Source organism: Natronococcus amylolyticus DSM 10524 (assembly GCF_000337675.1).
Lineage (GTDB): Archaea > Halobacteriota > Halobacteria > Halobacteriales > Natrialbaceae > Natronococcus > Natronococcus amylolyticus.
Map to the genome: position 1 here is coordinate 120,880 of NZ_AOIB01000031.1, position 21,219 is coordinate 142,098.

The 21,219-nt window shown below is 66.1% G+C and carries 19 protein-coding genes and 1 pseudogene; 5 read left to right on the forward strand and 15 right to left on the reverse strand.

Going from position 1 to position 21,219, the window contains the following annotated elements; genetic code table 11:
- The first annotated feature begins 201 nt into the window (after positions 1 to 201).
- Entirely contained in the window at positions 202 to 1,044 is an 843-nt protein-coding gene (locus tag C491_RS15880) for an acyl-CoA thioesterase (RefSeq protein ID WP_005558117.1), read from the forward strand.
- Positions 1,045 to 1,052: 8 nt separating this feature from the next.
- On the opposite strand, the gene gcvPB is transcribed toward C491_RS15880, so the two are convergent.
- The 5 genes from gcvPB to C491_RS15905 form a co-directional block, all read right to left on the reverse strand.
- Complete coding sequence (gene gcvPB / locus C491_RS15885) at positions 1,053 to 2,546, reverse strand: aminomethyl-transferring glycine dehydrogenase subunit GcvPB (RefSeq protein ID WP_005558118.1); 1,494 nt, start codon at positions 2,544 to 2,546, stop codon at positions 1,053 to 1,055.
- Positions 2,543 to 3,880 (reverse strand): aminomethyl-transferring glycine dehydrogenase subunit GcvPA, encoded by a 1,338-nt coding sequence (gene gcvPA / locus C491_RS15890; protein ID WP_005558119.1) that lies wholly within the window; start codon positions 3,878 to 3,880, stop codon positions 2,543 to 2,545. Before gcvPA ends, gcvPB begins: the two co-directional genes overlap by 4 nt.
- Positions 3,881 to 4,011: 131 nt before the next feature.
- A complete protein-coding gene (locus C491_RS15895; RefSeq protein WP_005558120.1) occupies positions 4,012 to 5,271 on the reverse strand; it encodes an AI-2E family transporter in 1,260 nt (419 codons plus the stop codon).
- A gap of 138 nt (positions 5,272 to 5,409) precedes the next feature.
- Positions 5,410 to 7,884, reverse strand: a complete 2,475-nt coding sequence (locus C491_RS15900; protein ID WP_005558122.1) for a heavy metal translocating P-type ATPase — start codon at positions 7,882 to 7,884, stop codon at positions 5,410 to 5,412.
- A 3-nt stretch (positions 7,885 to 7,887) separates the two neighbouring features.
- Positions 7,888 to 8,685, reverse strand: coding sequence for a sulfite exporter TauE/SafE family protein (locus tag C491_RS15905; protein ID WP_005558124.1), 798 nt, complete (start codon positions 8,683 to 8,685; stop codon positions 7,888 to 7,890).
- Between the two features lie 208 nt (positions 8,686 to 8,893).
- On the opposite strand from C491_RS15905, the gene C491_RS15910 reads away from it, so the two are divergent.
- Positions 8,894 to 9,115 carry a hypothetical protein gene (locus C491_RS15910; RefSeq protein WP_005558125.1) on the forward strand — a complete coding sequence of 74 codons (222 nt, stop codon included), beginning with the start codon at positions 8,894 to 8,896 and terminating at the stop codon, positions 9,113 to 9,115.
- Positions 9,116 to 9,133: 18 nt separating this feature from the next.
- On the opposite strand, the gene dpsA (C491_RS15915) is transcribed toward C491_RS15910, so the two are convergent.
- From dpsA (C491_RS15915) to C491_RS15940, 6 genes are all read right to left on the reverse strand, one after another.
- Positions 9,134 to 9,703 (reverse strand): DNA starvation/stationary phase protection protein DpsA, encoded by a 570-nt coding sequence (dpsA, locus tag C491_RS15915; protein WP_005558126.1) that lies wholly within the window; start codon positions 9,701 to 9,703, stop codon positions 9,134 to 9,136.
- A gap of 1 nt (position 9,704) precedes the next feature.
- Positions 9,705 to 10,280: a DNA starvation/stationary phase protection protein DpsA gene (dpsA, locus tag C491_RS15920; protein ID WP_005558127.1), complete on the reverse strand. Its 576-nt coding sequence runs from the start codon at positions 10,278 to 10,280 to the stop codon at positions 9,705 to 9,707.
- 484 nt (positions 10,281 to 10,764) lie between these two features.
- Positions 10,765 to 12,102, reverse strand: a complete 1,338-nt coding sequence (hmgB, locus tag C491_RS15925) for a hydroxymethylglutaryl-CoA synthase (protein WP_005558129.1) — start codon at positions 12,100 to 12,102, stop codon at positions 10,765 to 10,767.
- 187 nt (positions 12,103 to 12,289) lie between these two features.
- On the reverse strand, positions 12,290 to 12,871 hold the full coding sequence (locus tag C491_RS15930; protein WP_005558131.1) for a DUF2150 family protein: 582 nt from the start codon (positions 12,869 to 12,871) through the stop codon (positions 12,290 to 12,292).
- Between the two features lie 75 nt (positions 12,872 to 12,946).
- A complete protein-coding gene (locus C491_RS15935; RefSeq protein WP_005558133.1) occupies positions 12,947 to 13,798 on the reverse strand; it encodes a TatD family hydrolase in 852 nt (283 codons plus the stop codon).
- Positions 13,799 to 13,864: 66 nt separating this feature from the next.
- Entirely contained in the window at positions 13,865 to 14,320 is a 456-nt protein-coding gene (locus C491_RS15940) for an NYN domain-containing protein (RefSeq protein WP_005558135.1), read from the reverse strand.
- A 408-nt stretch (positions 14,321 to 14,728) separates the two neighbouring features.
- Between C491_RS15940 and C491_RS15945 the strand changes: the two genes are divergently transcribed.
- Positions 14,729 to 16,336 carry a S8 family serine peptidase gene (locus tag C491_RS15945; protein WP_005558136.1) on the forward strand — a complete coding sequence of 536 codons (1,608 nt, stop codon included), beginning with the start codon at positions 14,729 to 14,731 and terminating at the stop codon, positions 16,334 to 16,336.
- A gap of 11 nt (positions 16,337 to 16,347) precedes the next feature.
- Here the strand turns inward: C491_RS15945 and C491_RS15950 are convergent.
- Positions 16,348 to 17,622: pseudogene (locus tag C491_RS15950) on the reverse strand (RNA-guided endonuclease InsQ/TnpB family protein).
- Between the two features lie 255 nt (positions 17,623 to 17,877).
- Here C491_RS15950 and gcvT point away from each other — a divergent pair.
- Both gcvT and gcvH read left to right on the forward strand, forming a co-directional pair.
- A complete protein-coding gene (gene gcvT / locus C491_RS15955) occupies positions 17,878 to 18,975 on the forward strand; it encodes a glycine cleavage system aminomethyltransferase GcvT (RefSeq protein ID WP_005558140.1) in 1,098 nt (365 codons plus the stop codon).
- 2 nt (positions 18,976 to 18,977) lie between these two features.
- The gene (gcvH, locus tag C491_RS15960) at positions 18,978 to 19,361 is read left to right on the forward strand and encodes a glycine cleavage system protein GcvH (protein WP_005558141.1); all 384 of its coding nucleotides are present in this window, start codon (positions 18,978 to 18,980) and stop codon (positions 19,359 to 19,361) included.
- Here the strand turns inward: gcvH and C491_RS15965 are convergent, their stop codons facing one another.
- From C491_RS15965 to C491_RS15975, 3 genes are all read right to left on the reverse strand, one after another.
- Positions 19,362 to 19,550, reverse strand: a complete 189-nt coding sequence (locus tag C491_RS15965; RefSeq protein ID WP_005558143.1) for a hypothetical protein — start codon at positions 19,548 to 19,550, stop codon at positions 19,362 to 19,364.
- A gap of 3 nt (positions 19,551 to 19,553) precedes the next feature.
- Positions 19,554 to 20,264, reverse strand: a complete 711-nt coding sequence (locus C491_RS15970) for a helix-turn-helix domain-containing protein (RefSeq protein WP_005558145.1) — start codon at positions 20,262 to 20,264, stop codon at positions 19,554 to 19,556.
- Positions 20,265 to 20,343: 79 nt separating this feature from the next.
- Positions 20,344 to 21,099 (reverse strand): competence/damage-inducible protein A, encoded by a 756-nt coding sequence (locus C491_RS15975; RefSeq protein ID WP_005558146.1) that lies wholly within the window; start codon positions 21,097 to 21,099, stop codon positions 20,344 to 20,346.
- Positions 21,100 to 21,219 lie beyond the last annotated feature (120 nt).

Genomic DNA, 21,219 nt, shown 5'->3' on the forward strand with positions numbered 1-21,219 from the left:
TCCCGTTAACTGTTCGTTCCCGCCCGACACATTATTTATTTTGTGGTGATCCTAACAACGATCTAACCGGCCGACTCGACCGGGGACGGGACGATCCGGGGGCGGTCGCCGACCACGGTCGGTCCCAGCTTTTCCCTTCCCTCGAGCATCGCTTGCCGGTTCCTGTACGATCCTAACTGGCGGGGACGTACAGCCACACACATGCAAACGATCGACGACCGCCGGGTACAGTTCGGCGAGTTCGCCGGCCCCCTCGCGCACGGAGCGTCGTTTTTCGACTGGCAGCTGATCTCGACTCAGGAGATCGCCGCCGCCTTTGACTACTCCTTCGCGGAAATCCTCGGCGACGACGGGATTCCCTACGCACCGGTGGTCGTCAGTACTTCCGTCGACCGCTACCCCCGAATCGGCGAGACGATCTCGGTCGAGACGGTCCCCCGACACGTCGGGGACTCGAGCGTGGAGCTGGTCTACGAGATCAACGACAGCGACGGGGAGCGACTGGCGACCGCCCGGATGACCCACGTGACGATCGGTCCCGAGGGTGCCGCGCTGGAACTGCCCGAGGACGTTAAGGCAGCGTTCGCGGACGCCAGCGTCGATCGCGATCCGTCGGTCGGTCCCCACGACGGCACCGATACGGGCGAGGGGCTGGCGTCGTTCTCCTCGTCGTTCGAGATCCGCAGCCCCCACATCGAGGGCGCCGAGTTGGCCTACTTCGAGGAGTATCCACGTTTCGCCGACGTCGTCCTCGAGCGTCACCTCGAGACCCGCGACACGACCCTCGACGACCTGCGGGGCGACAAAGAACCCTACCGAATCCGGGACTGGCGCTGGGAGTTCAAGGCGCCAGTTCTGTTCGGGACGACGCTGCGGGTCGACTGCGACGTCCTCGAGGTTACCGACGAGACGATCCGGATCGCCCACGAGCTCTCGAGCGACGGTCGAACGAACATCGAAGGAATCACCGAGTACGGCTGTTTCGATCGCTCCGGGGCGCCAGTCGCGTTCGACGAAGCGATGCTCGAGCCGTTCCGGGCGTAGCCCGCTCTTTACGACTCGTCGCTCTCGAGGGCGTGCCAGGAGAGCTGCGGACTTCGGGCGGCGTCGGTCTGGTCGATCCGACGGGCGGCCGTCCGCTCGGGAGCTGCCTCGAGGGTCTCGTCGTCTTCCTCGGCGACGGCGTTGAACGCGGCGGCGAGCCGATCCAGCGTGTCCTTGCTCTCGACCTCCGTCGGCTCGGTCATCAGCGCCTCGGGAACGATCTCGGGCCACTTCGTCGTCGGCGGGTGGACGCCGTAGTCGAGCATCCGCTTTGCGACGTCGGCCGCGTCCTGGTCGCCCGCGCTGGCGACGAACTCGTGGTGGAACGGCTCGTAGGGAACGTCGTACTCGATGCGACTCGCGAGGTAGTTCGCGTTGAGCACGGCCGTCGCGCTGGCATCGAGGAGGCCTTCGTCGCCCAGCCGGGCGATGTAGGCGAACGTCTTGACGAGCACGAGCCAGTTACCCTGGTAGCCGTGAACCTTGCCGATGGTGTGGTCGGGGTCGAACAGCTCGTAGGTCGGTTCGGAGCCGCTCGAGTCGTCGCCAGCCTCGCGGACGCGGGGTGCCGGCAGGAACGGCGCCAGTTCGTCGACGACGCCGACCGGGCCCGCGCCGGGGCCGCCGCCCCCGTGGGGCGTCGCGAACGTCTTGTGGACGTTGTAGTGCATCACGTCGAAACCCATGTCGCCCGGCCGAGCCCGCCCCAGCAGGGCGTTGAGGTTCGCCCCGTCGTAGTACAGCAGCCCGCCCACGTCGTGGACCATCTCGGCGATCTCGGTGATGTCGCGCTCGAACAGCCCGAGCGTGTTCGGATTCGTGAGCATCAGTGCTGCCGTGTTCTCGCTCAGGGCGGCCTCGAGCGCCTCGAGGTCGACCCGTCCCTCATCGTCGCTGGGCAGGGAGACGACGTCGTAGCCGCCGAGTGCGGCGGTCGCGAAGTTCGTTCCGTGGGCGCTCTCGGGAACGATCACCTCGTCGCGGTGGCCTTCGCCGTTGTGTTCGTGGTAGGCCGCGGCGACGCGGATGCCGACGAACTCGCCGGCGGCGCCCGCGGGCGGCTGGAGCGTCACCGCGTCCATTCCGCCGATCCGACCGAGGTAGTCCTGCAGCCGGTACAGGAGTTCGAGGCTGCCCTGGACCGACCGTTCGGAGCGATCGGGGTGGACCGCGGCTTTGGGCAGCGCCGCCACGTCCTCGGTGAACTTGGGGTTGTACTTCATCGTACACGAGCCAAGCGGGTAGGGTCCAGTGTCGATCCCGTAGATCATCTGCGAGAGGCGCGTGTAGTGGCGGGCCAGTTCGGGCTCGGAGAGGGCCGGCAGCTCGAGGGAGTCCCGCGTCAGGTCGTCGGGCAGCGGGGAGTCGTCGTCGCCGCCGATCTCGACTCGCGTCCGATCCTTCTCCGAGAGAAGGGGTTCGTACTGGCCGTCCTCGACGTATCGGGCCTGATCGTACCGGACCTGGTCGTCGGTCGCCGGTTCGGATTCGTCGCGGCTCATCGGGCCACCTCCGCAAAGGCGTCGACGAACGGATCGATCCGCTCGTCGGGGACGCCGGCGACGCACACCTGAATCTCGTGTTCGCCGACGACGTGGACGGCGAAGCCGCGATTCTCGAGGTCGTCGGCGACGGCTCGTGCGGGTTGGTCGACGCGGGCGACGAACTCTCGGAGGTGGTGGCGATCGTGAACCGGGGCCGTGACGCCGACGATCTCGTCCAGCCGTTCGGCGAGGTCGTCCGCACGCGTCACTCCGCGGTTCGCGAGGTCGACCATGCCGTCGGGTCCGAGGTACGCGGCGTGCATTGCGGTTCGCAACGCGACCCAGGCCTGGTTCGTACAGATGTTACTCGTCGCGCGCTCCCGACGGATGTGCTGTTCGCGGGTCTGCAGCGTCAGCGTGTACGCCCGTCGGTCGGTCGCGTCCTCGCCGGCGCCGACGAGTCGGCCCGGTACCTGTCGGAGGTAGTCCTCGCGGCAGGCGAACAGGCCAAGCCCCATCCCGTAGCTCGTCGGCAGTCCGAGCACGCTCGCGTCGCCGATGACGACGTCGATGCCGACGTCGGCAGGGCGCTGGAGTACGGAGAGCGCGACCGGGTCCGAGCCGAGGACGAACAGCGCGTCGGCCTCGCCCGCGAGGTCGCCGATCTCGGCGAGTCGCTCCTCGACCGTCCCTCGCACCGTCGGGTTCTCGGCGTAGACCATGACGGTGTCATCGTCGACGGCATCCGCGAGGGCGTCGAGATCGGCGTTCGCGTCGTCGGTCGGGTACGTCTCGACTTCGAGGTCGGTGCCGGCGACGTAGTTCTCGAGCGTCGAGCGCCGTCCCTCGAGCAGGAGGTCGGGGACGAGCACGCGGTGGCCGCTCGTCGAGCGAACCCGTTCCGCGAGCGTCGCGGCCTCGCCCAGCGCGGTGGCCGCGTCGTACATCGAACAGTTCGCGACCTCGAGGCCGGTTAGCTCGACCAAAAGCGACTGATACTCGAACAGCGCCTGCAGGAAGCCCTGTGAGACCTCGGGCTGGTACTGCGTGTAGGAGGTGAGAAACTCCGAGCGATCCGCCAGGTGGTCGATCAGCGAGGGGACGTAGTAGCCGTAGTGGCCCCGCCCGAGCAGCTCGGTTAGCTCGTCGTTGCGTCCCAGCACCGATCGTACCAGTCGACGGGTCTCCCGCTCGCTTCGCGCGTCGATCCCGAAGGCGTCGTCGAAGCGAACGTCGTCGGGGATGTCGAACAGTTCCTCGACGTCGTCGACGCCGACCGACTCGAGCATCGCCGTCCGTTCGTCGTCCGTGTAGGGAGCGTAGGGGCTCCCGGTAGCGTGTGATCCGTTCATGTGTAGCGAGGGTCCCGATCGTCTCGGCTCCGCCCGTTGCGATCGCGGCGAGTCCGGGTTTCGTTCCGAGACACGATACGTGGTAGTTGCGGACACGGGGTAATGAACGCACCTCTTCGCGGAGGCGACGATCACTCTGTGGAGTCCGTCTCCGACCCCGTCGACTCCGGCCGATCGGCGTCGGCTCCGGACTCCGGTTCGGGTTCGGGTTCGGACTCGGACGGAGGCTCCGGGGTCGGCTCCTCGTTCGGGTCGTCGCTCTCCGCGTCGGGGATCGGCGACTCGTCGGTGATCCCCGTGTTCGGAGCCGTGTCGGCCGCGGGATCGGCTGCGGGAAGCGGTCCGACCGGCGGGTTCCCCTCGCTGATCGCCCACTCCCGGGCGAACAGGTCGAGGGTGATCTTTGCGCCGCCGAGGACGACGGGGCCGATAAAGAGCCCGACCGCGCCGAAAACGACGAGGCCGCCGAAGATTCCGACGACGACGATCGCCGAGTTGAACGCGCTCGTCCGCCCGATGAGGGCGGGCCGGAGGTACGTATCGGAGGCGCTGACGAGCAGGCCGTAGCCGACGAGGATCGCCGCTGGGACGGTTTCGCCGATCACCGCCAGGTAGATCGAAACCGGCATCCAGATGGCGAAGACGCCGATCAGGGGAAGCAACGCGGCGACGAACGCGGCGACGGTGAGCAACACGACCGCCGGCACGTCGAGGAACATGAGCCCGACGCCCAGCAGGACGGCCTGGATCATCGCGACGACGACGTTGCCGACGACCGACGCCCACATGAGCTGATCGAGTTCGGTGAGGAGTTCGCGCTGGACGTGGTCCTCGACAGGGAGGACGTACTGCACCCAGCTGACGAGCCGATCGCCGTCCCGGAGGAGTGCAAAGAGCACGAACACCGTCACCGTTAGCCCGATCGCGATCGACGGCACCCCGCCGACGAACTCGAGCGTACCGGTGGCGACCTCCTGTAATCCGGTCGCGATCGGTTCCTGGTAGGTTGTGTACGTCTCCTGAAGATCGACCGAGTAGCCGAACTCGGTTTCGATCTGCTGTTCGATATCCTGGACGTTGAGCGTCCCATCCTGGACGTCCATGGCGATGTCGAGCGCCTGCCCCAGCGCGACCGCGAGCACGTACATCACCGGGAGCAGGATCGTCAGGATTGCGACGACGACGAGCACGAGCGCGGCGGTCATCGACCGGACGTACCTCTCGAGTTGGCGCTGGGCGGGCATGAGGATGTACGCGAGGATCACGCCGAGCAGGACGTACTGGAGATACGGCAGGACGATGAGCGCCGCGAGCAGGACGCTGATGAGAGTGAGAACGACCAATCCCGCTCGGTCGGAGAGCCACTCCGACAGCTCCGGACGCGTAGACATAGCCCCCGATTGGATGTCCAGGACTAATTAGTTCGCGTTGAGATCGCGCCGCTGTCGCCGAAGGAGCGCCGTCGGTCGGTTCCGACGCGACCGCGAGCCGTCCTCCGATCGCCCGGAAAACTGGGACGCCAGCCGGTCTCAGTCCTCGAGCAGCGACCGCGAGGAGTTCGTGACGACCAGCAGGCTGCTGGCGCCCATCGCGAGTGCCGCGAACAGCGGGTTGAGCAGTCCTGTTACGGCAAGCGGGATCGCGATCCCGTTGTAACAGAACGCCCAGCCGATGTTGCCCTTCACCCGGCGGTCGGTCGCCCGCGCGAGTTCGAAGACGGTGTCGACCGAGCCGAGGTCGTCGTCGACGAGCGCGACGTCGGCCGCGTCGGCAGCCATCGCCGTCCCGCCGCCGAGTGCGATTCCGAGGTCAGCGGCGGCCAGCGCCGGGGCGTCGTTGGTTCCGTCGCCGATCATGACCGTCCGGCCCGTCTTCTTGAGCCGGTCGACGGTCTCGGCTTTCCCCTCCGGCGGGACGCCCGCGAACACCCGGTCGACCGACGGCTCCTCGCGGAACCGACGGGCTGCGCGGGCGTCGTCGCCGGTGAGGACGACGACGTCGGTGTCCGTCTCCGCGATGGCCGACAGCGTCTCCGACCAGCCCTCGCGGAGGTCGTCGCCGACGACGATCACGCCCTCGGCGACGCCGTTTCGGCCGACGGCGACCGGGACGCGTCCCGTCTCGCGACCGTCCTCTATTCGGCGGGCGACGTCGTCGGGAACCGTCCACCCCCGACCGTGAAGGAGATCGGGGTGGCCGACGACGATCTCGTCGCCGTCGACGACGCCTGAGACACCGTTGCGGTGGCTCTCGAAGGATTCGATACCGTCGTCGGCTCCCCCCTGAGCCTCGAGGGCGTCCTCGGCCTCGCCGTCGGCTCGAGCCGAGTCCGGGGGTGACTCGGTTTCGAGCGTGCCGCCGTCAGCGACGGGGCGCTCGGCGGCGATCGCCCGCCCGATCGGGTGGGCCGAACGGCGCTCGAGCCGGGCAGCTTTCTCGAGCAGTTCGTCCTCGAGGTCGGTCTCGACGACGGTCATCTCTCCGGTCGTCAGCGTCCCCGTCTTGTCGAAGACGACGGTGTCGGCGTCGCGGATGCGCTCGAAGACGGTGTCGTCGAAGACGACGATCGACTGCTCGAGGGCGTCCCGAACCCCCGCTGCGACGGCCAGCGGGGTCGCCAGCCCGAGCGCGCACGGACAGGAGACGATCAATACGGTGAGCCCGACCAGCAGGGCGTCGGCGACGCCCGCACCGGTCAGCAGGTAGACGCTCGTCACGACGACTGAAAGGACGAGGACGAGCGGGACGAAGATCGTCGCCAGCTTGTCCGCGAGCTTCTGGATTCCGTGGCTCGAGCTCTGGAGGTCCCAGACGAGCTCGGTGACCCGATCGAGGCTGCTCGTGGCATCCTCGCCGACGCGGACGGTGACGGCGCCGTCGGTGACCAGCGAGCCGCCGACGACCTGGTCGCCGGCCGTCTTCCCGACCGGCAGGGACTCGCCGGTGACGACGGCCTCGTCGACGGCGACCTCGCCCTCGACGACCTCGCCGTCGACGGGGATCCGCTCGCCGGCCCGCACGAGGAGCCGGTCGTCGGGCTCGAGGTCGTCGACGGCGACCTCCTCGTGGCTCCCGTCCGGGCCGACGCGACGGGCCTCGTCGATCTGGACGGCTGTGAGATCCGAGAGGCGCTCGGTGGCCTTCTCCTTGATCGTCGATTCGTAGTAGTTGCCGACCGAGACGATGACGATGATCGCGACGGTGACGTCGTAGTAGATGTGGTCGCCGCCGACGGCGATCGACAGCGTGCTGTAGAGGTAGGCGCTGACGGCCGCGATCGTCACCAGCAGGTCCATGTTCGGCGACCGGGTCTTCGTGGCGACGTAGGCACCCTGCAGGATCGGCTTGCCGGTCACGCCCAGTACGATCGTCGTCAGCGCGGCGATCATCAGGTAGAACGGCGTCGCGAGCTCGCTCGCCAGCGCCTGACTGAGGAACTCGTACGTCCGCTGGTCGTAGAACAGCCCGCCGAAGTAGGTGGGGTAGATGATCAGCAGGTACTGCATCATCACCATCATCCCCATGAGGACCCCGACGATGATCCGGCCCATCATCCAGTTGTCGGCCTTCCGGCGCATGAACGCGTCCTCGCGGTCGTAGGCGCTGTAGCCCAGCCCGCTGATCGCCTCCTGGAGATCGACCTGTGAGACGGCGTCGGGATCGTGGTCGATCCGCACCGTGTCGGTGACGTAGCTCGAGTCGGCGTTACTGACGCCCTCGGTCCGCAGCGCCGCGGACTCGATGAACGCCTCGCAGGTCGCACAGTGCATCCCGTCGACCTCGAGGTAGGTCGACTCGTGGTCGTCGGGTACCGCCCGACCCTCGTCGTCGTCCCGCTGGCGACGGACGTCCTCGGGGGCGACGTCCTCGACGTCGCCGAGCGCGTCGTAGACGTCCCGGCAGCCGACACAGCAGAAGCGGTTCCCCTCGTCGTCGGTGACGTCGCTGCCCTCGACGGGGAGCTCACACAGCATGCAACCGGTTTCGTGGGTGTGATCGGTCATGAGTTAGTGATCGTGGGCGTCGGCGCCCGGTGCGTCGATCCCGTCGTAGAACGGGAGTTCGGGATGGGGCAGGTGGATCCCGATGCTCATCAGCCCGTGGGCGAAGAGGACGTAGCCCAGCACGACGAACGCGACCCCGAGCAGGCGGTGGACCCGCTGGCGGTGGACGACGTCGACCGACTCGATGACGGTGCCGTAGAGAAACACCGCGGGAACGGTCCCGATCCCCAGCGCTGCGAGCGCGAGGGCACCCCCGGCCGGCGACCCGGTCGCGAACGCGTAGAGGAAGGCCGGGTAGAGGATCGGACAGGGGAGCAGCCCGTGAAGCGCGCCCAGTCCGACGATGCCGGGGCCGTTCGCGAGCCGATCGACACGGCTCATCAGCCAGCCGGTCAGGCGCTCGAGGCCGGGCAGGTGGATCCCACCTGTGGTTCGGCCGAGCAGGTAGTAGATCCCGGTGGCGATGACGAACCCGCCGACGAGCAGGCCGACGCCGCCCCGGATCGGTTCGACCAGGGGCGTCAGCGAGTCGGTCGTGACAAAAAGGAGGCCGCCGAGCGTGCCGAAGAGGGCACCGATGAGCGTGTAGCTCGCGGTTCGACCGAGGTTGAACAGCGCGTGCTGGCGCACCTCGTAGGTCGACAGGTGAGAGCCGCGTTTCCCGGTCGTCGCGCCGTCGTCCATCCGACCCGCGTAGACGGTGACCAGCGGTCCACACATTCCGATACAGTGGGCGCCGGCCAGCAGGCCGATAAGCAGGAACAGCGCGACGTCGATACCGAGGAGGGTGAACGGATCCATGTGTAGTCGGAGTCGAGAGCGATCGGGAGGCGATACTCGTTGCCCGAGCTATCCGCCGGACAGGGTAATCGGTTTCGCCTCGAGCCACGCTCGGCCGCGGCGTCGGGGAGCGAGCGCCGAACGGCCGTACGCGTTCGGGTTCGAACCGGTACCACGTCACGACCGAACCGGACAAATAGTTATCATATTCGCGTCCGAACGAGGGCGTATGCTTCGAACCCTCCTCTCGCGCGTGCTCCCCGGGTCCGACGACGGCCGCGACGAGACGGACTCGGATCGGGACGGGGCCGACTCCGAGTTCGCGGGCTCGCGGCTCGACGCGTCCGTGGTACACGCTCACGGCGGGGACGTCACGCTCGAGAACGACGCCGACGCCGACGAAATCGAGTCGCAGGTGCGGGCGGCCGAGCGGGAGTGGTGGCGGGAGTAAGTCGGTCCTGACGATCCGTCAGTCGAGGGCCTCGCGCCGAACGAGTGTGTCCTCGGCGAGATACCGCTCGAGGACGTGGGCGTCGTCCTCGATGACCACGAGGCGTTCGCGAAGCAGTTCGCCGGTGGCCGTATCGCCCAGTCGTTCGACCTGCTCGACGTGGTCGCGAAACAGCGCCGCGAGCGTCGCGTAGCCGTCGAGATCGCGCTCGAGCGACGACCGCACGTCGTAGTGGTGGGGAGCTTCGATGCGGAGCGGGGCGTGCTGGCGGATCCCCATCGGACCGCAGACCGGCACCCCGCCGAGGGCGTGGACGCGAACCGCGAGGGCGTCGGTCGTCTCCGCGAGTCGATCGGCGGCGTCCTCGAGAAAGCTCCCGAGATCCTCGCGTTCGGCTCCCTCGAGCAGCCAGTAGTGTTTGCGAACCTGGTTGAACAGGATGTACAGTCCCGAGAGCTCGTCGTTCAGCGCGTCGACGATCCCTTCCGCCACGTCCCGGTCGATTCCGAGCTCGTTCTCGCCGATCGTGTTCCACTCCTGGCGGACGCGGTCCGCGCCGGGGCTTCGGAGGTGTGGCTCGCTCGCCATGTTACTTCGTCGCCTCCGTCAACACGAGCGTGTCGCTCTCGAGGAACTGCTCGATCGCGTGGGCGTCGTCCTCGAGGGTCGTCAGGTGGTCGTCCAGTCGCTCGGCCGTCCCGAAGTCGCCCGCCTCCCGGGCCAACTCGACGTGGTCGCGCACGCTCGCGACCAGCGTCGCGTACCCCTCGAGGTCGCCCGCGAGCGACGCGCGCAGATCGTACAGATCCTCCGCCTCGAGGTGGACCGCGGCGCGCTCCTGGATCGTCGGCGGCGTGTTCGGCGGGATCCCGCCGAGTTCGACGATCCGGACCGCGAGGTCGTCGTTGATCGCGCGGACCCGTTTGTACGCTCCCTGCAAGAAATCCGCGACCTCGCGGAACTCGGCACCCTCGGCCGTCCAGTAGTGCTTTCGAAGGAGATAGAAGAGGTTGAACGAGCCGGCACAGTCGACGCCGAGGGCGTCGACGATCGCCTCGGCCGCCTCGGGCTCGATCCGGAGGTCGTTCGTCCCGACGGTGCCCCACTCCTGGCGGCGGTCGCCGGTTTCCGGTTCGCGAACCAGCCCGATCTCTCGTCTCGACATACCTGCTGTCTTTCGCCGGACGACTTATATTCTCTCTCCGGCAGATACATCGTCGTCTACGTCACGGTCCGTGGCACCCAGTCGGAACTGATACCTGATCCGGTTCTCGAGCCGACCGGCGAGTCGCTCGAGATCACCGAGACAGAGTTCGACCGCTCCGAGACGGAAAGTCGGCTACCCTACGACACGCTCGGCTTCACGGGGTAACTCGGTGCGCTCGAGACGGGCCACCGCCGTCGAGCAGTAGCTCGGTCGCGTTCGCGGTCCTCACTTTCCCTTCGCTGTCCGCTCACGGGGCGCTACCAGCGTTCCTCCTTCCTCGCTCGCAAACGCACTCGTCTGCTCACGGACGCGTAGTGTCCTCTGTTCACGGACACACAGCGTCCGTTCACACGGTATGCGAGACCAGAGGTCTCGCACTATTCGCACGGTCCGCGGGACCTTCGGTCTCACTCGACTCGCAAAAATCTATGCTAAAAAACCGCTACTCCACGTACCGGTACTTGCGCTCGCCCATGCGGCCCCAGCCGTCGAAGACGAACTCCTCCTCGGGCGTCGTGAACTCCTCGACGTCGACGTCCATCTCGTGGTTGTGGGCGTCGTGGACCTCCTCGTAGTCCTCCCAGCTCATGTCGTAGCGGGCCGCGAGCTGCTCGTCGACGTTCAGCGCCTCGATTTCCTCACTCCAGCTCTCACAGACGGTTTCGGCGTGGATCTCTGCCTGGGCGCCGCTGCCGTAGGAGCCGACCAGCAGCGTCTCGCCGGTCAGGTCGCGGCCGTTCTCGAGGGCGTGTTTCATCGCGCTGATACGGGCGATGTGGACCGAACCGGTGTACCAGTTGCCGACCTCCCGGGAGACCGTCAGCGTCGGATCGATCGTCCGGGCGTACCACTCCTGGTACTGGTCGGTACCCTTGAGGGCGTCCGTGTACTCTCGAACCGCCTCGTGGTAGTCGTCCTCGGTGCCGAACGCCTCCTCTCGAGGCTGGCGGCCGATCTCCTCCGCGAGTTCCTCCTCGATGGCGGTATCGCGGGTGATGTAGCGATAGCCCAGCAGGCCGGCCTTGCGAACCATTCCGGGGAACGGGGTGTGGAACGGGATAAAGGCGATGTCGTCGGGGTGGACGTCGCCCGCGACGCTCTCGAAGTCCTGCAGGGCCTCGCGCATCCGGGCGAGGTAGACCTGCACCGATCGCTTCCCGTCGACCGAGGGGAACTGCTGGTTGGGTTTCAGGAAGTCCGTCTCGTCGGCCGAGCCGTACCCCTGCTCGGGCGACAGTTCGACGAGGTCGGGGTCCTCGGCGATGTACATCGCGACGGCGCCCGCACCCTGGGTCGCCTCGCCGGCGTCACCGCGGGCGTAGAGGGCGGTGTCGGTCGCGATCACGATCGCGCCCCGGCCACGGTTGCGACCCGCGCGGATCCAGTTGTAGGCGTCGTCGAGGCTCTGCGTGCCAGCGATGCAGGCGAACTTCCGTTCGCCCTTGTTCGCGTGGTGGAAGTCGCCCTCGTAGACCTGCTCGAGACAGCCCGCGACGTACGTCGAGACGGGCTTCGAGTTGTCGAAGGCGCTCTCGGTCGCGACGTCGATCCGGCCGACGTCGTCTGGCTCGAGGCCCTTGCGGTCCATCAGTCGGTGGGCCGCGTTCGCCGCCATCGTGACGATGTCCTCGTAGCTGTCGGGGAACGAGCTGGCGTTGAGCCCCAGCCCCTTCGTGTACTTCTCCGGAGCCTCGCCCTTCTGGGGGGCGAAGGTGCCGGGGAGGTCGAGTTTGAGGTTCCCGGTCCAGATCTCGACGGCGTCGATACCAACTGTGGTCATAGTACGGGAATACTGTCCGATCTATATGATATTGTCGTTCGTCGTTTCGACGGTCGTCGAACACCGCGTCGACGGTGCGAGTCGCTCCGGGAGCGACGATCGACGAACCGGTCGGTCCGGACGAGGAGTGGCGCGGGAGAATCGCTCGTCGGCTGTCGAACCAATCGGAGAGAAAGCGCTACGAGAGTCAGTCCTCGTCTTCCTCGACGACCTCGGGATCGCTCATCGCGCTCTGGAGGCTGTCGAGGCCGTTGATCCACTCGGTGACGAGTCCGTACTCGAACTCCTCGGCGACGCCCATGTCGAGTTCCTCGTCGTCGATGACGAGGGTGCCGGCCTGGGCGGCGTACCCCAGTGCCGCGTCGAGGTTCTCCTCGGCCTCGGCGTCGGCGGCCGCGCCGAGGTAGTCGGTGACGGTCCCCTCCTCGGCCGGACCGTTGGCGACGTACTCCTCGGCGGCGAAGAAGACACAGACCAGACTCGTCTGGACGCCGTCGACGAGGATCAGCTTCTCCTCGTCCTCGATGTCGACCTCGCCGAGGACGACCTCGCGGACGTCCTCGATCTCGGCCAGTGCCGCTTCCTGCTCGAGCTCGCCGTCGTCGTAGTCGGCGACGATCTTCGCGATCGCGATCGCGGTGTCGTCCTGCAGATTCAAGAGGAGCCGCGCCGAGTCCTCGTCCTCCGGATCGATCTCCTCGTCTTTGATGCGATCGATCCAGTTCTGCCAGCGTTCCGCCGAGTAGTACTCGGTGGGGGGATTGCTCATACAGACACCTACACCGGCCGCTTGAAATGCCTTTCTCTACCTGTATTCCGTGACGACTGTCCCCAAACGGTCGTTTCAGGCCCGCTCGAGCGTCGATTCGGTGTCGATACCGTACACCCGCTTTGGGGTCTCGACGTGGGCGTTTCTGACGGCGTCGTCGTACCCGTTCTCGAGCAGCCATGCGACCCGCCGAGGGACCGTCTTCGGGCCCAGGACGGCGCCCGGGCGGTCCGGATCGTCGATGTAGTCGGTCTCCATCAGGAACGGCTCGCCGCGTTCGGCCGCGCGCTCAAGTTCGTCCTTCTCGCCGATGACGCTCGGGATCGGTCCCTCGAGGCGCCCGCCCGCGTAGTGTTTGACCACCCTGTGGGCAGGGAGCCCGGCCTCTTCGGCCCACTCCGTGACCTCGGTGAGATCCTCGCCACCCTCGGCGTGGAGCTGGACGGCACAGTCCAGGTCCGCCCCGCGCTCGAACGCGCGACGCATGACGGCGTTCGAGGCCGACCAGACGTCGTCGTCGACTGCGTAATGAGGCCGACCGGATTTCAGCGCCAGCGCCTCTCCCGACTCGACGTACTCCGCGGCGACGTCGATCCCGCCTCGCATGATCTCTCGAGCCTCCTCGGGGGCGTACCCTCGTTCGTCCACGAGCCGCGAGATCAGACCCGGATGGACGCCGAGGACGGGCCAGGCCCGACCCGGCAGTTCGGCCGAGGCGTCGGCGACGATCTCGAGGGTTCGTTCGAAAACGGGTCTGAAGTCCTCGCCTGCGTCGGCCTCGACTCCGAGGTGCCAGGAGGGTTTGTTCACCACGAGCATGTGGGTGCCGTCGACGCGAACGAAGTCGCGGACGGCGTCGATACCACGATGGTTGTCCGGATCGAGGTGCAGGTGATTGTCCAGAACCGGCCGCTCGTCGTCGATCATAGCCGACCCTGGGGCGTCCGCGGCCGAAAAGTCACCGACTCGTTCGCGTCCGAGTCGCCGACGGCGTCACTCGCCGAGCGTCACCGCGTCGTCGGCCGCGTTCCGCAGCGCATCCGAGCGGCCGTAGCTGCCCGGGGCGATGGCGATCGTCTCGACGCCGTTTCGACCCGCGTGCTCGAGGACGGGTTTGAAGTCGGTGTCCCGGGAGGCGATCGCGAGGCGGTCGATCGCGCCCTCGCCGGTCAGGGCGGTCGCGTCGACGGCGAGTTTGACGTCGACGTCGCCGCTGGTGACGATCACCTCGAAGCCGCGAGCCTCCGCGGCCTGGATGAGGCCGGGCGTCGCGTGCTCGTCGAGGTAGAGCCGGAGGACGCCCACCCGACCGAGTTCCTCGGCCGCGGTTCGCAGGTCGTCCAGATCGACGTCGAACTCCTCGCGGAAGACGTTCGGCCCGTCCACGAAGAGGCCCACCGTCGGTCCGTCAGTTCCGGTCCCGAACCGAGACCGGAGGCGGTCGAACATGCCGTTGAATTCCTCTCTGCGAAAAAAGGTGTGACGAAACGTCGCGGAAGAGCGTCGGGCTGCGCTCCTCGAATGACCGACCTGTTCCGCCTCGGAACGAAGATCCTGATGGCAATATCTGGTCGAAATCGCCGTCTGCCTTGTGAAGGGCCGTTCTGCGAGGAGCAGCTCCTATCGGCCCGACGAGCGACCCACTGCCGACAGTCGCTGGCAAGTATTGCTAACACAAAACAAATTTTATGCTGGTTTATTTTTTGATGCGTGAGGAACTCGAGAATCAAACATTGTTCACAGAGCCATCTTAGAAGCATTCTTCTACGTAAATCTAATCAGATTAACTTTCGGGCGGTAAATTGTACTCTGTTCCATAAGAATTTAATAGACTCTTGTGGTCCGACTGTATGCGTCATGACAGATGGTGACATTCACAGCGCCGATCGACGAACGGTACTCCAAGCAGCGGGCACACTGGGCGCACTCTTCGGTCTGAGTGGTGTCGCAGCGGCGGGGCCCGGCCGGGAGCCGGGACCGAAGAAGGAGGAGATCCTCGTTGGCGTCGACGACTCCGTCTCGGACGCGGAGGGGACGGTCGAGCCGAAGATCCCGAACAACGCTGCAATCGTCCACGCGAACGAGACGCTCGGCTACGTCGCGGTGGAGTTTCCCGAAAACGCAAACGAGCGGGCGAAGGAGAACTTTATGCAGAACGTGCTGGGCGACCGCGATATCGCGTACGCCGAGGAGAACGCGACCGTCGAGGCGTTCTCCGCGCCGGACGACCCCCAGTACGGCCAGCAGTACGCCCCCCAGCAGGTCAACTGCGAGGGTGCCTGGGAGACGACCTTCGGGGATCCGGACGTGACGATCTCGATCATCGACCAGGGGATCCAGTACGACCACCCCAACCTCGAGGAGAACATGGACGACAGCGTCCCGGACTACGGCGAAAACTTCGCCGGTTCCGGGAGCGATCCCTACCCGGTCAGCGGGGGCGAGGACCACGGCACCCACGTCGGCGGGATCGCCGCCGGCGGCACCGACAACGGAACCGGCCACGCCGGAATCTCGGACTGTTCGGTGCTGTCGGCCCGCGCGCTAGACGACAGCGGCGGGGGTTCGCTGTCGGACATCGCCGACGCGATTCAGTGGTCTGCCGACCAAGGTGCCGAGATCATCAACATGTCCCTCGGTGGCGGTGGCTACTCGAACACGATGGACAACGCCTGCGAGTACGCCCGAGAACAGGGGTCGCTGCTGGTCGCGGCTGCCGGCAACGACTTCGGCGGGAGCGTCTCCTATCCGGCGGCCTACGACAGCGTAATGGCCGTCTCCTCGCTCGACGAGACCGAGTCGCTGTCGGACTTCTCGAACGTCGGGCCGGAGATCGAACTCGCCGCACCCGGCACGGACGTACTCTCGACGGTCAACTGGGACGACTACGGCGAGTACTCGGGAACGTCGATGGCCTCGCCGGTCGTCGCGGGCGTCGCGGGACTCGCACTTTCGGCTCATCCGGGGCTCTCGAACGAGGCGCTCCGCGACCACCTGCGGGCGACCGCCGTCGACGTCGGACTCCCAGAGGACGAGCAGGGTGACGGCCGCGTCGACGCCGATCTCGCCGTCAACACCGACCCAGACGAGGAGCCGGACAACGGCGATGACGACGATGACGACGGCGGAGACGATCCCGGCGAGGGCGAGGAGACGGCTACGGTAACGGACACCCTTACGAGCTCCTGGGATAGCGACTGCTGGACCTACGGCTGGCAGTTCGACGATACGCGACGGGTCGTGATCGACCTTGAGGGACCGGGCGACGCCACGTTCGACCTCTACGCCAACGAGCGCAGTAGCTGCCCGACGACGTCCGACTACGATCACATCTCCTACACCTGGGGCAGCGACGAGGAGATCGTCGTCGAGGATCCCGACACGGCGGCGGACCTGCACGTGCTCGTCGACGCCTACAGCGGCAGCGGCGAGTACACGCTGACGATCACCGAGTACGAGGGGTGAACTACCCCTGCCTACTCACTCACGGCTTGCGCTGTTCGTTCCTTGAGGCAGGGGCTTCCTGTTTCAACGACGCGACTTGCAGACACGGTAAGTGTATCCACAGCGGTCGCAGTCTCCGCAGGCGTGTCTTCGGAGTGAACCACTCCTAGTCGATTCCAACCGCGTTTTTGGACGTTGAACGCAGCGTTCCAGTCACGGTCTATTTCGAATCCACACGATGGACACGAATGTTCGCGCATCCACAGCGGCTTTGCGGTTTCCACACCACACTCCGTACACTCTTTCGTGGTGCCTCTCGCTTCGACTTCCACGACGTGACAGCCGTTCTTATCTCCGTGGTGTTCGAGGATGGTGAGGAAGTCTCGCCACCCAATTTCAGCCTTGTTCCGGGCGTTCTGCTGGCCTTCCAGCATGCTTTTGACCTTGAGGTTTTCGACGAGCACCGCGTCGTACTCGGTGGTGTAAAAATGCGCGAGCTTGTGCTTGAAGTCACTCTTCTTGTTCGACATCCGCTGGTGGATTGCAGCGACGCGGAGACGTTGTTTCTCCCAGTTGTTCGAGCCTTCTCGCTTTCGAGATAGCGACCGCTGTTCGCGTTCGAGGCGCTCTCGGTCATCCGACAGGTCAAGACGATCAACGGAGCGTCCGTCGCTGTCATGGATGAAGGTGAGGACACCGAGGTCGAGGCCCACTGTGTCCTCGGGGTCGATCGCTTCGGGCTCGGGTTTCTCGGGAGTAGTGGTCTCGATGGTGAACGACGCATACCACGCGCCCGTCGTGTCTTTCTTGAGCGTGACTTCTTTGATGGCGTCGTGCTCGGGAAGGTCGCGGTGCAAGCGAATTGGAACCTCGCGGGTTTCGCCTTTGAGTTTTTTGAGGGTTAGAAGTGCGTGTCCGTCAGGGCCACTCTTCTTGTCGAGTTCGAAGCCTGATTGACGGTATGTAAAACTCCTGAAGTCACGCGGGTTCTTCCAGTTGAGCGAGCCTACTTTATGTCCTTGCGCTTTGAGTTTCCCGAGATTGTTGATATTATCGCGGATGCGCTCGACGGCTTTCTGTAACACGGTGGAGTAGACCTTGTTCAGGTCTGTCCACCAGTCTTTCAGATCGGGGATGGTGTCACGCACCATCCAGACGCGTTGTCTGAGCGTGCTCGCATCCTCTGGGATTTTGTTGAATTCCCTGAGTGCGTGGTTGTAGAGTTGTCGGACAGTGTCGCGTTACCAGTCTATTGCTTGCTGTTGCTCTTCGGTGGGAAAGAGCCGGTAACGTGGACTGTACTTCATGCGACGTGCTATCGTCTACGACTTATGGTTAGTTGAAAATTCTGATTGAAGACGTTTGTGACTCGTGCGGGCGCTGTATCCCCGCTCTACTCGCTCCCTTCGGTCGCTCCTTGAGGACGGGGGCTTAGCGCCCTCTTTTACAGCTAACCCGCGCTCGTTCGCGGTCCGTTTTCTACTATCGGCGGCCGGGTTCCGCGTGCGAGACGGCCACGGCCGACGAAAAGACATTACTACCCCCGGAGTGTGAGGCCGACTATGCCGCTTCAGACGCCGCCGTTGCGTGGGATCCACGCCGATCGTGGAGCGAAGTTTACGGAGTTCGGTGGCTGGGATATGCCCGTGGAGTTCGACTCGATCCAGACGGAACACCGGGCCGTCCGGGAAGACGTCGGGATCTTCGACGTCTCTCACATGGGTCAGATCCACGTTACCGGCCCGGACGCCACGACGTTGATGCAGCGGCTCACGACCAACGACGTGACCCGACTCGAGGTCGGTGACGCCCAGTACGCCGCGATCACCGACGAGGAGGGCGCGATCATCGACGACACCGTCGTCTACCGCCTTCCCGACGAGGACGGCCACGCGACGTACCTCTTCGTCCCCAACGCGGGCACCGACGAGGCGACCCACGAGCGCTGGATCGGCTACCGCAACGAATTCGGGCTCGAGGCGACCGTCGACAACCAGACCGACGAGTTCGCGATGTTCGCCCTGCAGGGACCGAACGCGGCCGACCTGCTCGAGGACGTCTCCGAGGACGCGCCGACCGAGCTGGGTCGGTTCGAGGCCACCTATGCGACCGTCGCCGGCGTCGAGTGCTGGACCGCCCGCACAGGGTACACCGGCGAGGACGGGTTCGAACTCGTCGTCCCGTGGCCCGAATCCGAGACGGTCTGGTCCGAACTCGAGTGTCAGCCCTGCGGGCTCGGCGCCCGCGACACGCTCCGGATCGAAGCGGGGCTCCTGCTCGCCGGCCAGGAGTTCGACCTCGAGTCGAATCCGCGAACGCCCTACGAGGCGGGGATCGGCTTCGCGGTCGACCTCGACACCGAGTTCGTCGGCCGGGACGCCCTGGTCGAGGCGAACGAGGCGGGCGTCGAGGAGCAGCTGGTCGGCTTCCAGCTGATCGACCGCGGCGTCCCGCGTCACAGCTACGACATCACGAACGCAGAGGGTCGAGTCGTCGGCGAGGTCACGAGCGGCACGATGAGCCCGACCCTCGAGCAGCCGATCGGACTCGGCTACGTCCCGGTCAAGTACGCGGACCCGGGAACGACGCTCCAGGTCGTCGTTCGCGGCCGATCGAAGAAAGCAAGAGTTGAGACCACGCCGTTTATCGACACAGCATAACCATGAGTTTCGACGTTCCAGACGACCGACGGTACCGCGAATCGCACGAATGGGCGCTCCCGACCGACGACGGAATCCGCGTCGGCATCACCGACTTCGCACAGGACGAACTGGGCGACGTCGTCTTCGTTGAACTTCCCGACGAGGGCGAGTCGATCGCTCAGGAGGAGGAGTTCGGCGTCATCGAGTCGATCAAGGCCGTCTCCGACCTGTATGCGCCGGTCGGCGGCGAGGTGCTCTCGGTCAACGAGGCGCTGTTCGACTCGCCCGAACTCGTCAACGAGGATCCGTTCGGCGAGGGCTGGATGCTCGAGATCGAGGGCGCCGACGAGGCCGAGCTCGACGAGCTGCTGTCGGCCGACGAGTACGAGGATCAGATCGCCTGATCAGGGCTCCTGGGGCGTCTCCCGGTTGAAAAGCACCATTACCGCTCCGGAGACGACGACGGTCAGAACTGCCCAGACGAGCCACAGTTCCGGCTCGTCGACGACGTAGACGACGACGAGCGTCGCGAGAAAGACGGCAGTCAGCGCCGCCGTCCACAGATCCTTTCGGCGGGCCGGTGTCTCCGACATTCCTTACTCGAGCGTGACGAGATGATCGAGCAGTTCCTCAAGCGGTTCGGTCGTCACGGCCAGCGAGTAGCCGTCGATCCGGGCGAGGTCGGCGGCGTGCTCCCAGAGATCGTCCTCTTCGATGCCGTGGAGGACGACGGCGTTGGGCGTCGGGTTGACGACCCGCAGCGCAACGGCGACGGCCTCGCCTCGCGTGACGCCGGTAAAGACCAGTACACGGTTGGTGCTCTGGCCGTACAGCCGGAAGAACTCCTCGCTCGAGAGGCGGGTGATCGCCCCGATGCTGTCGATGACGGTGTGGCCGCTGACCTGATCGGTGCTGCCCGCTGCGACCTCGGTCGCGCCGATCTCGTCGTACAGCTGCACGAGCGGTTTCGAGGTCGCGTACTCCCGGAGGTCGTAGACGACGTCGCTCTCGAACCCCGCCGAGAGCACGCGCCCGTACTGACGGATGCGATCACCGCCACGTCGTTCGTCGATCGCGAGCAGCCCCTCGACGAGCCGACCGACGACGCCGATCCCGGGACTCTCCCGGCGCCCGCTCTCGTAGTCCGAAATTACCGAGGAGGACACCTCGAGCTCGCTGGCCAGGTCGGTCTGGGAGACGCCGAAGTCGGTGCGCCACTTTCGCAACGTCGCACCGGGGTCGTCGCTCAGCGTGATCTCTCCGGCGATCTTCTCGGCGAGCTCTCGCTTGGGTCCACGGCCGCCCATACGCGACGGTCGTCCGGTCGGCCCAAGTAGCTACCGGAGTCGGCGTCCTCGAAACCGGCGGCCGTCGGCGGGATCGCGGTCAGTCGGTCGACTCCGACGGCGCGGGATCGACCGTCTCGATCCGCGCGTTGATCCAGCTCGCGGCGGCCTCGAGGGTCTCCGGGTCCGACCCCGAGAGACGGATCCGGCCGGGTCGATCCTCCCCGCGGGGGTAGCTCCCGACGGCAACGTCGAACTCGTCGGTCACACCCTCAAGGACGGCCGTCAGCGACCCCTCGGGTGCTGGCGTGTAGACGGTCCGGGAGCGCGCCTCACCCGCGAACTCCCCGGCGACCTCGCGAAACATCGCCCGCATCTCCTCGGGGATACCCGCGAAGACGGAGACGTTCTCGACCGTACACCCCGGCGCCCAGGCCTCCTCGACGACGATCGGCACCGCCCCCTCAGGGAGTGAGGCCGCAGCCTCGAGATCGATCTCGAGGTCGTACTCCGCGACGAGATCCGGGTTCTCCTCGCGGAACCGCCGGGCCTTCTCGGTTAGGCTGTCGTAGATCTCCTCGCGGACGACCAGCTCTCGGTCGAGCCCTTCGGCGACGGCCTCGATCGTGACGTCGTCCGGGGTCCCGCCGAGCCCGCCGGTGACGAGCACGGCGTCGAAGGCCTCGCTCCAGTCGGCGACGGTGGCGGCGATGAGCCCGCGGTCGTCGGGGATCGTCAGGATGCGCTCGACGGTCGCGCCTCGCTCGGTCAACTGCTCCGCCAGCCAGGCGGCGTTGGTGTTGGTGGTCGTCCCCGCCAGCAGCTCGTCGCCGACGGTGACGATCGCGACGTTCATGGCTCGGGTTGGGGCTCGAGTCAGTTAGCGACTGCGCCGGCGGGATCCGGTCTTCGACGGCGTTCGCATCCGTCCGCGATTCCGACCGATATCCTCGGCAACCGAAGATCGATTCGGTGA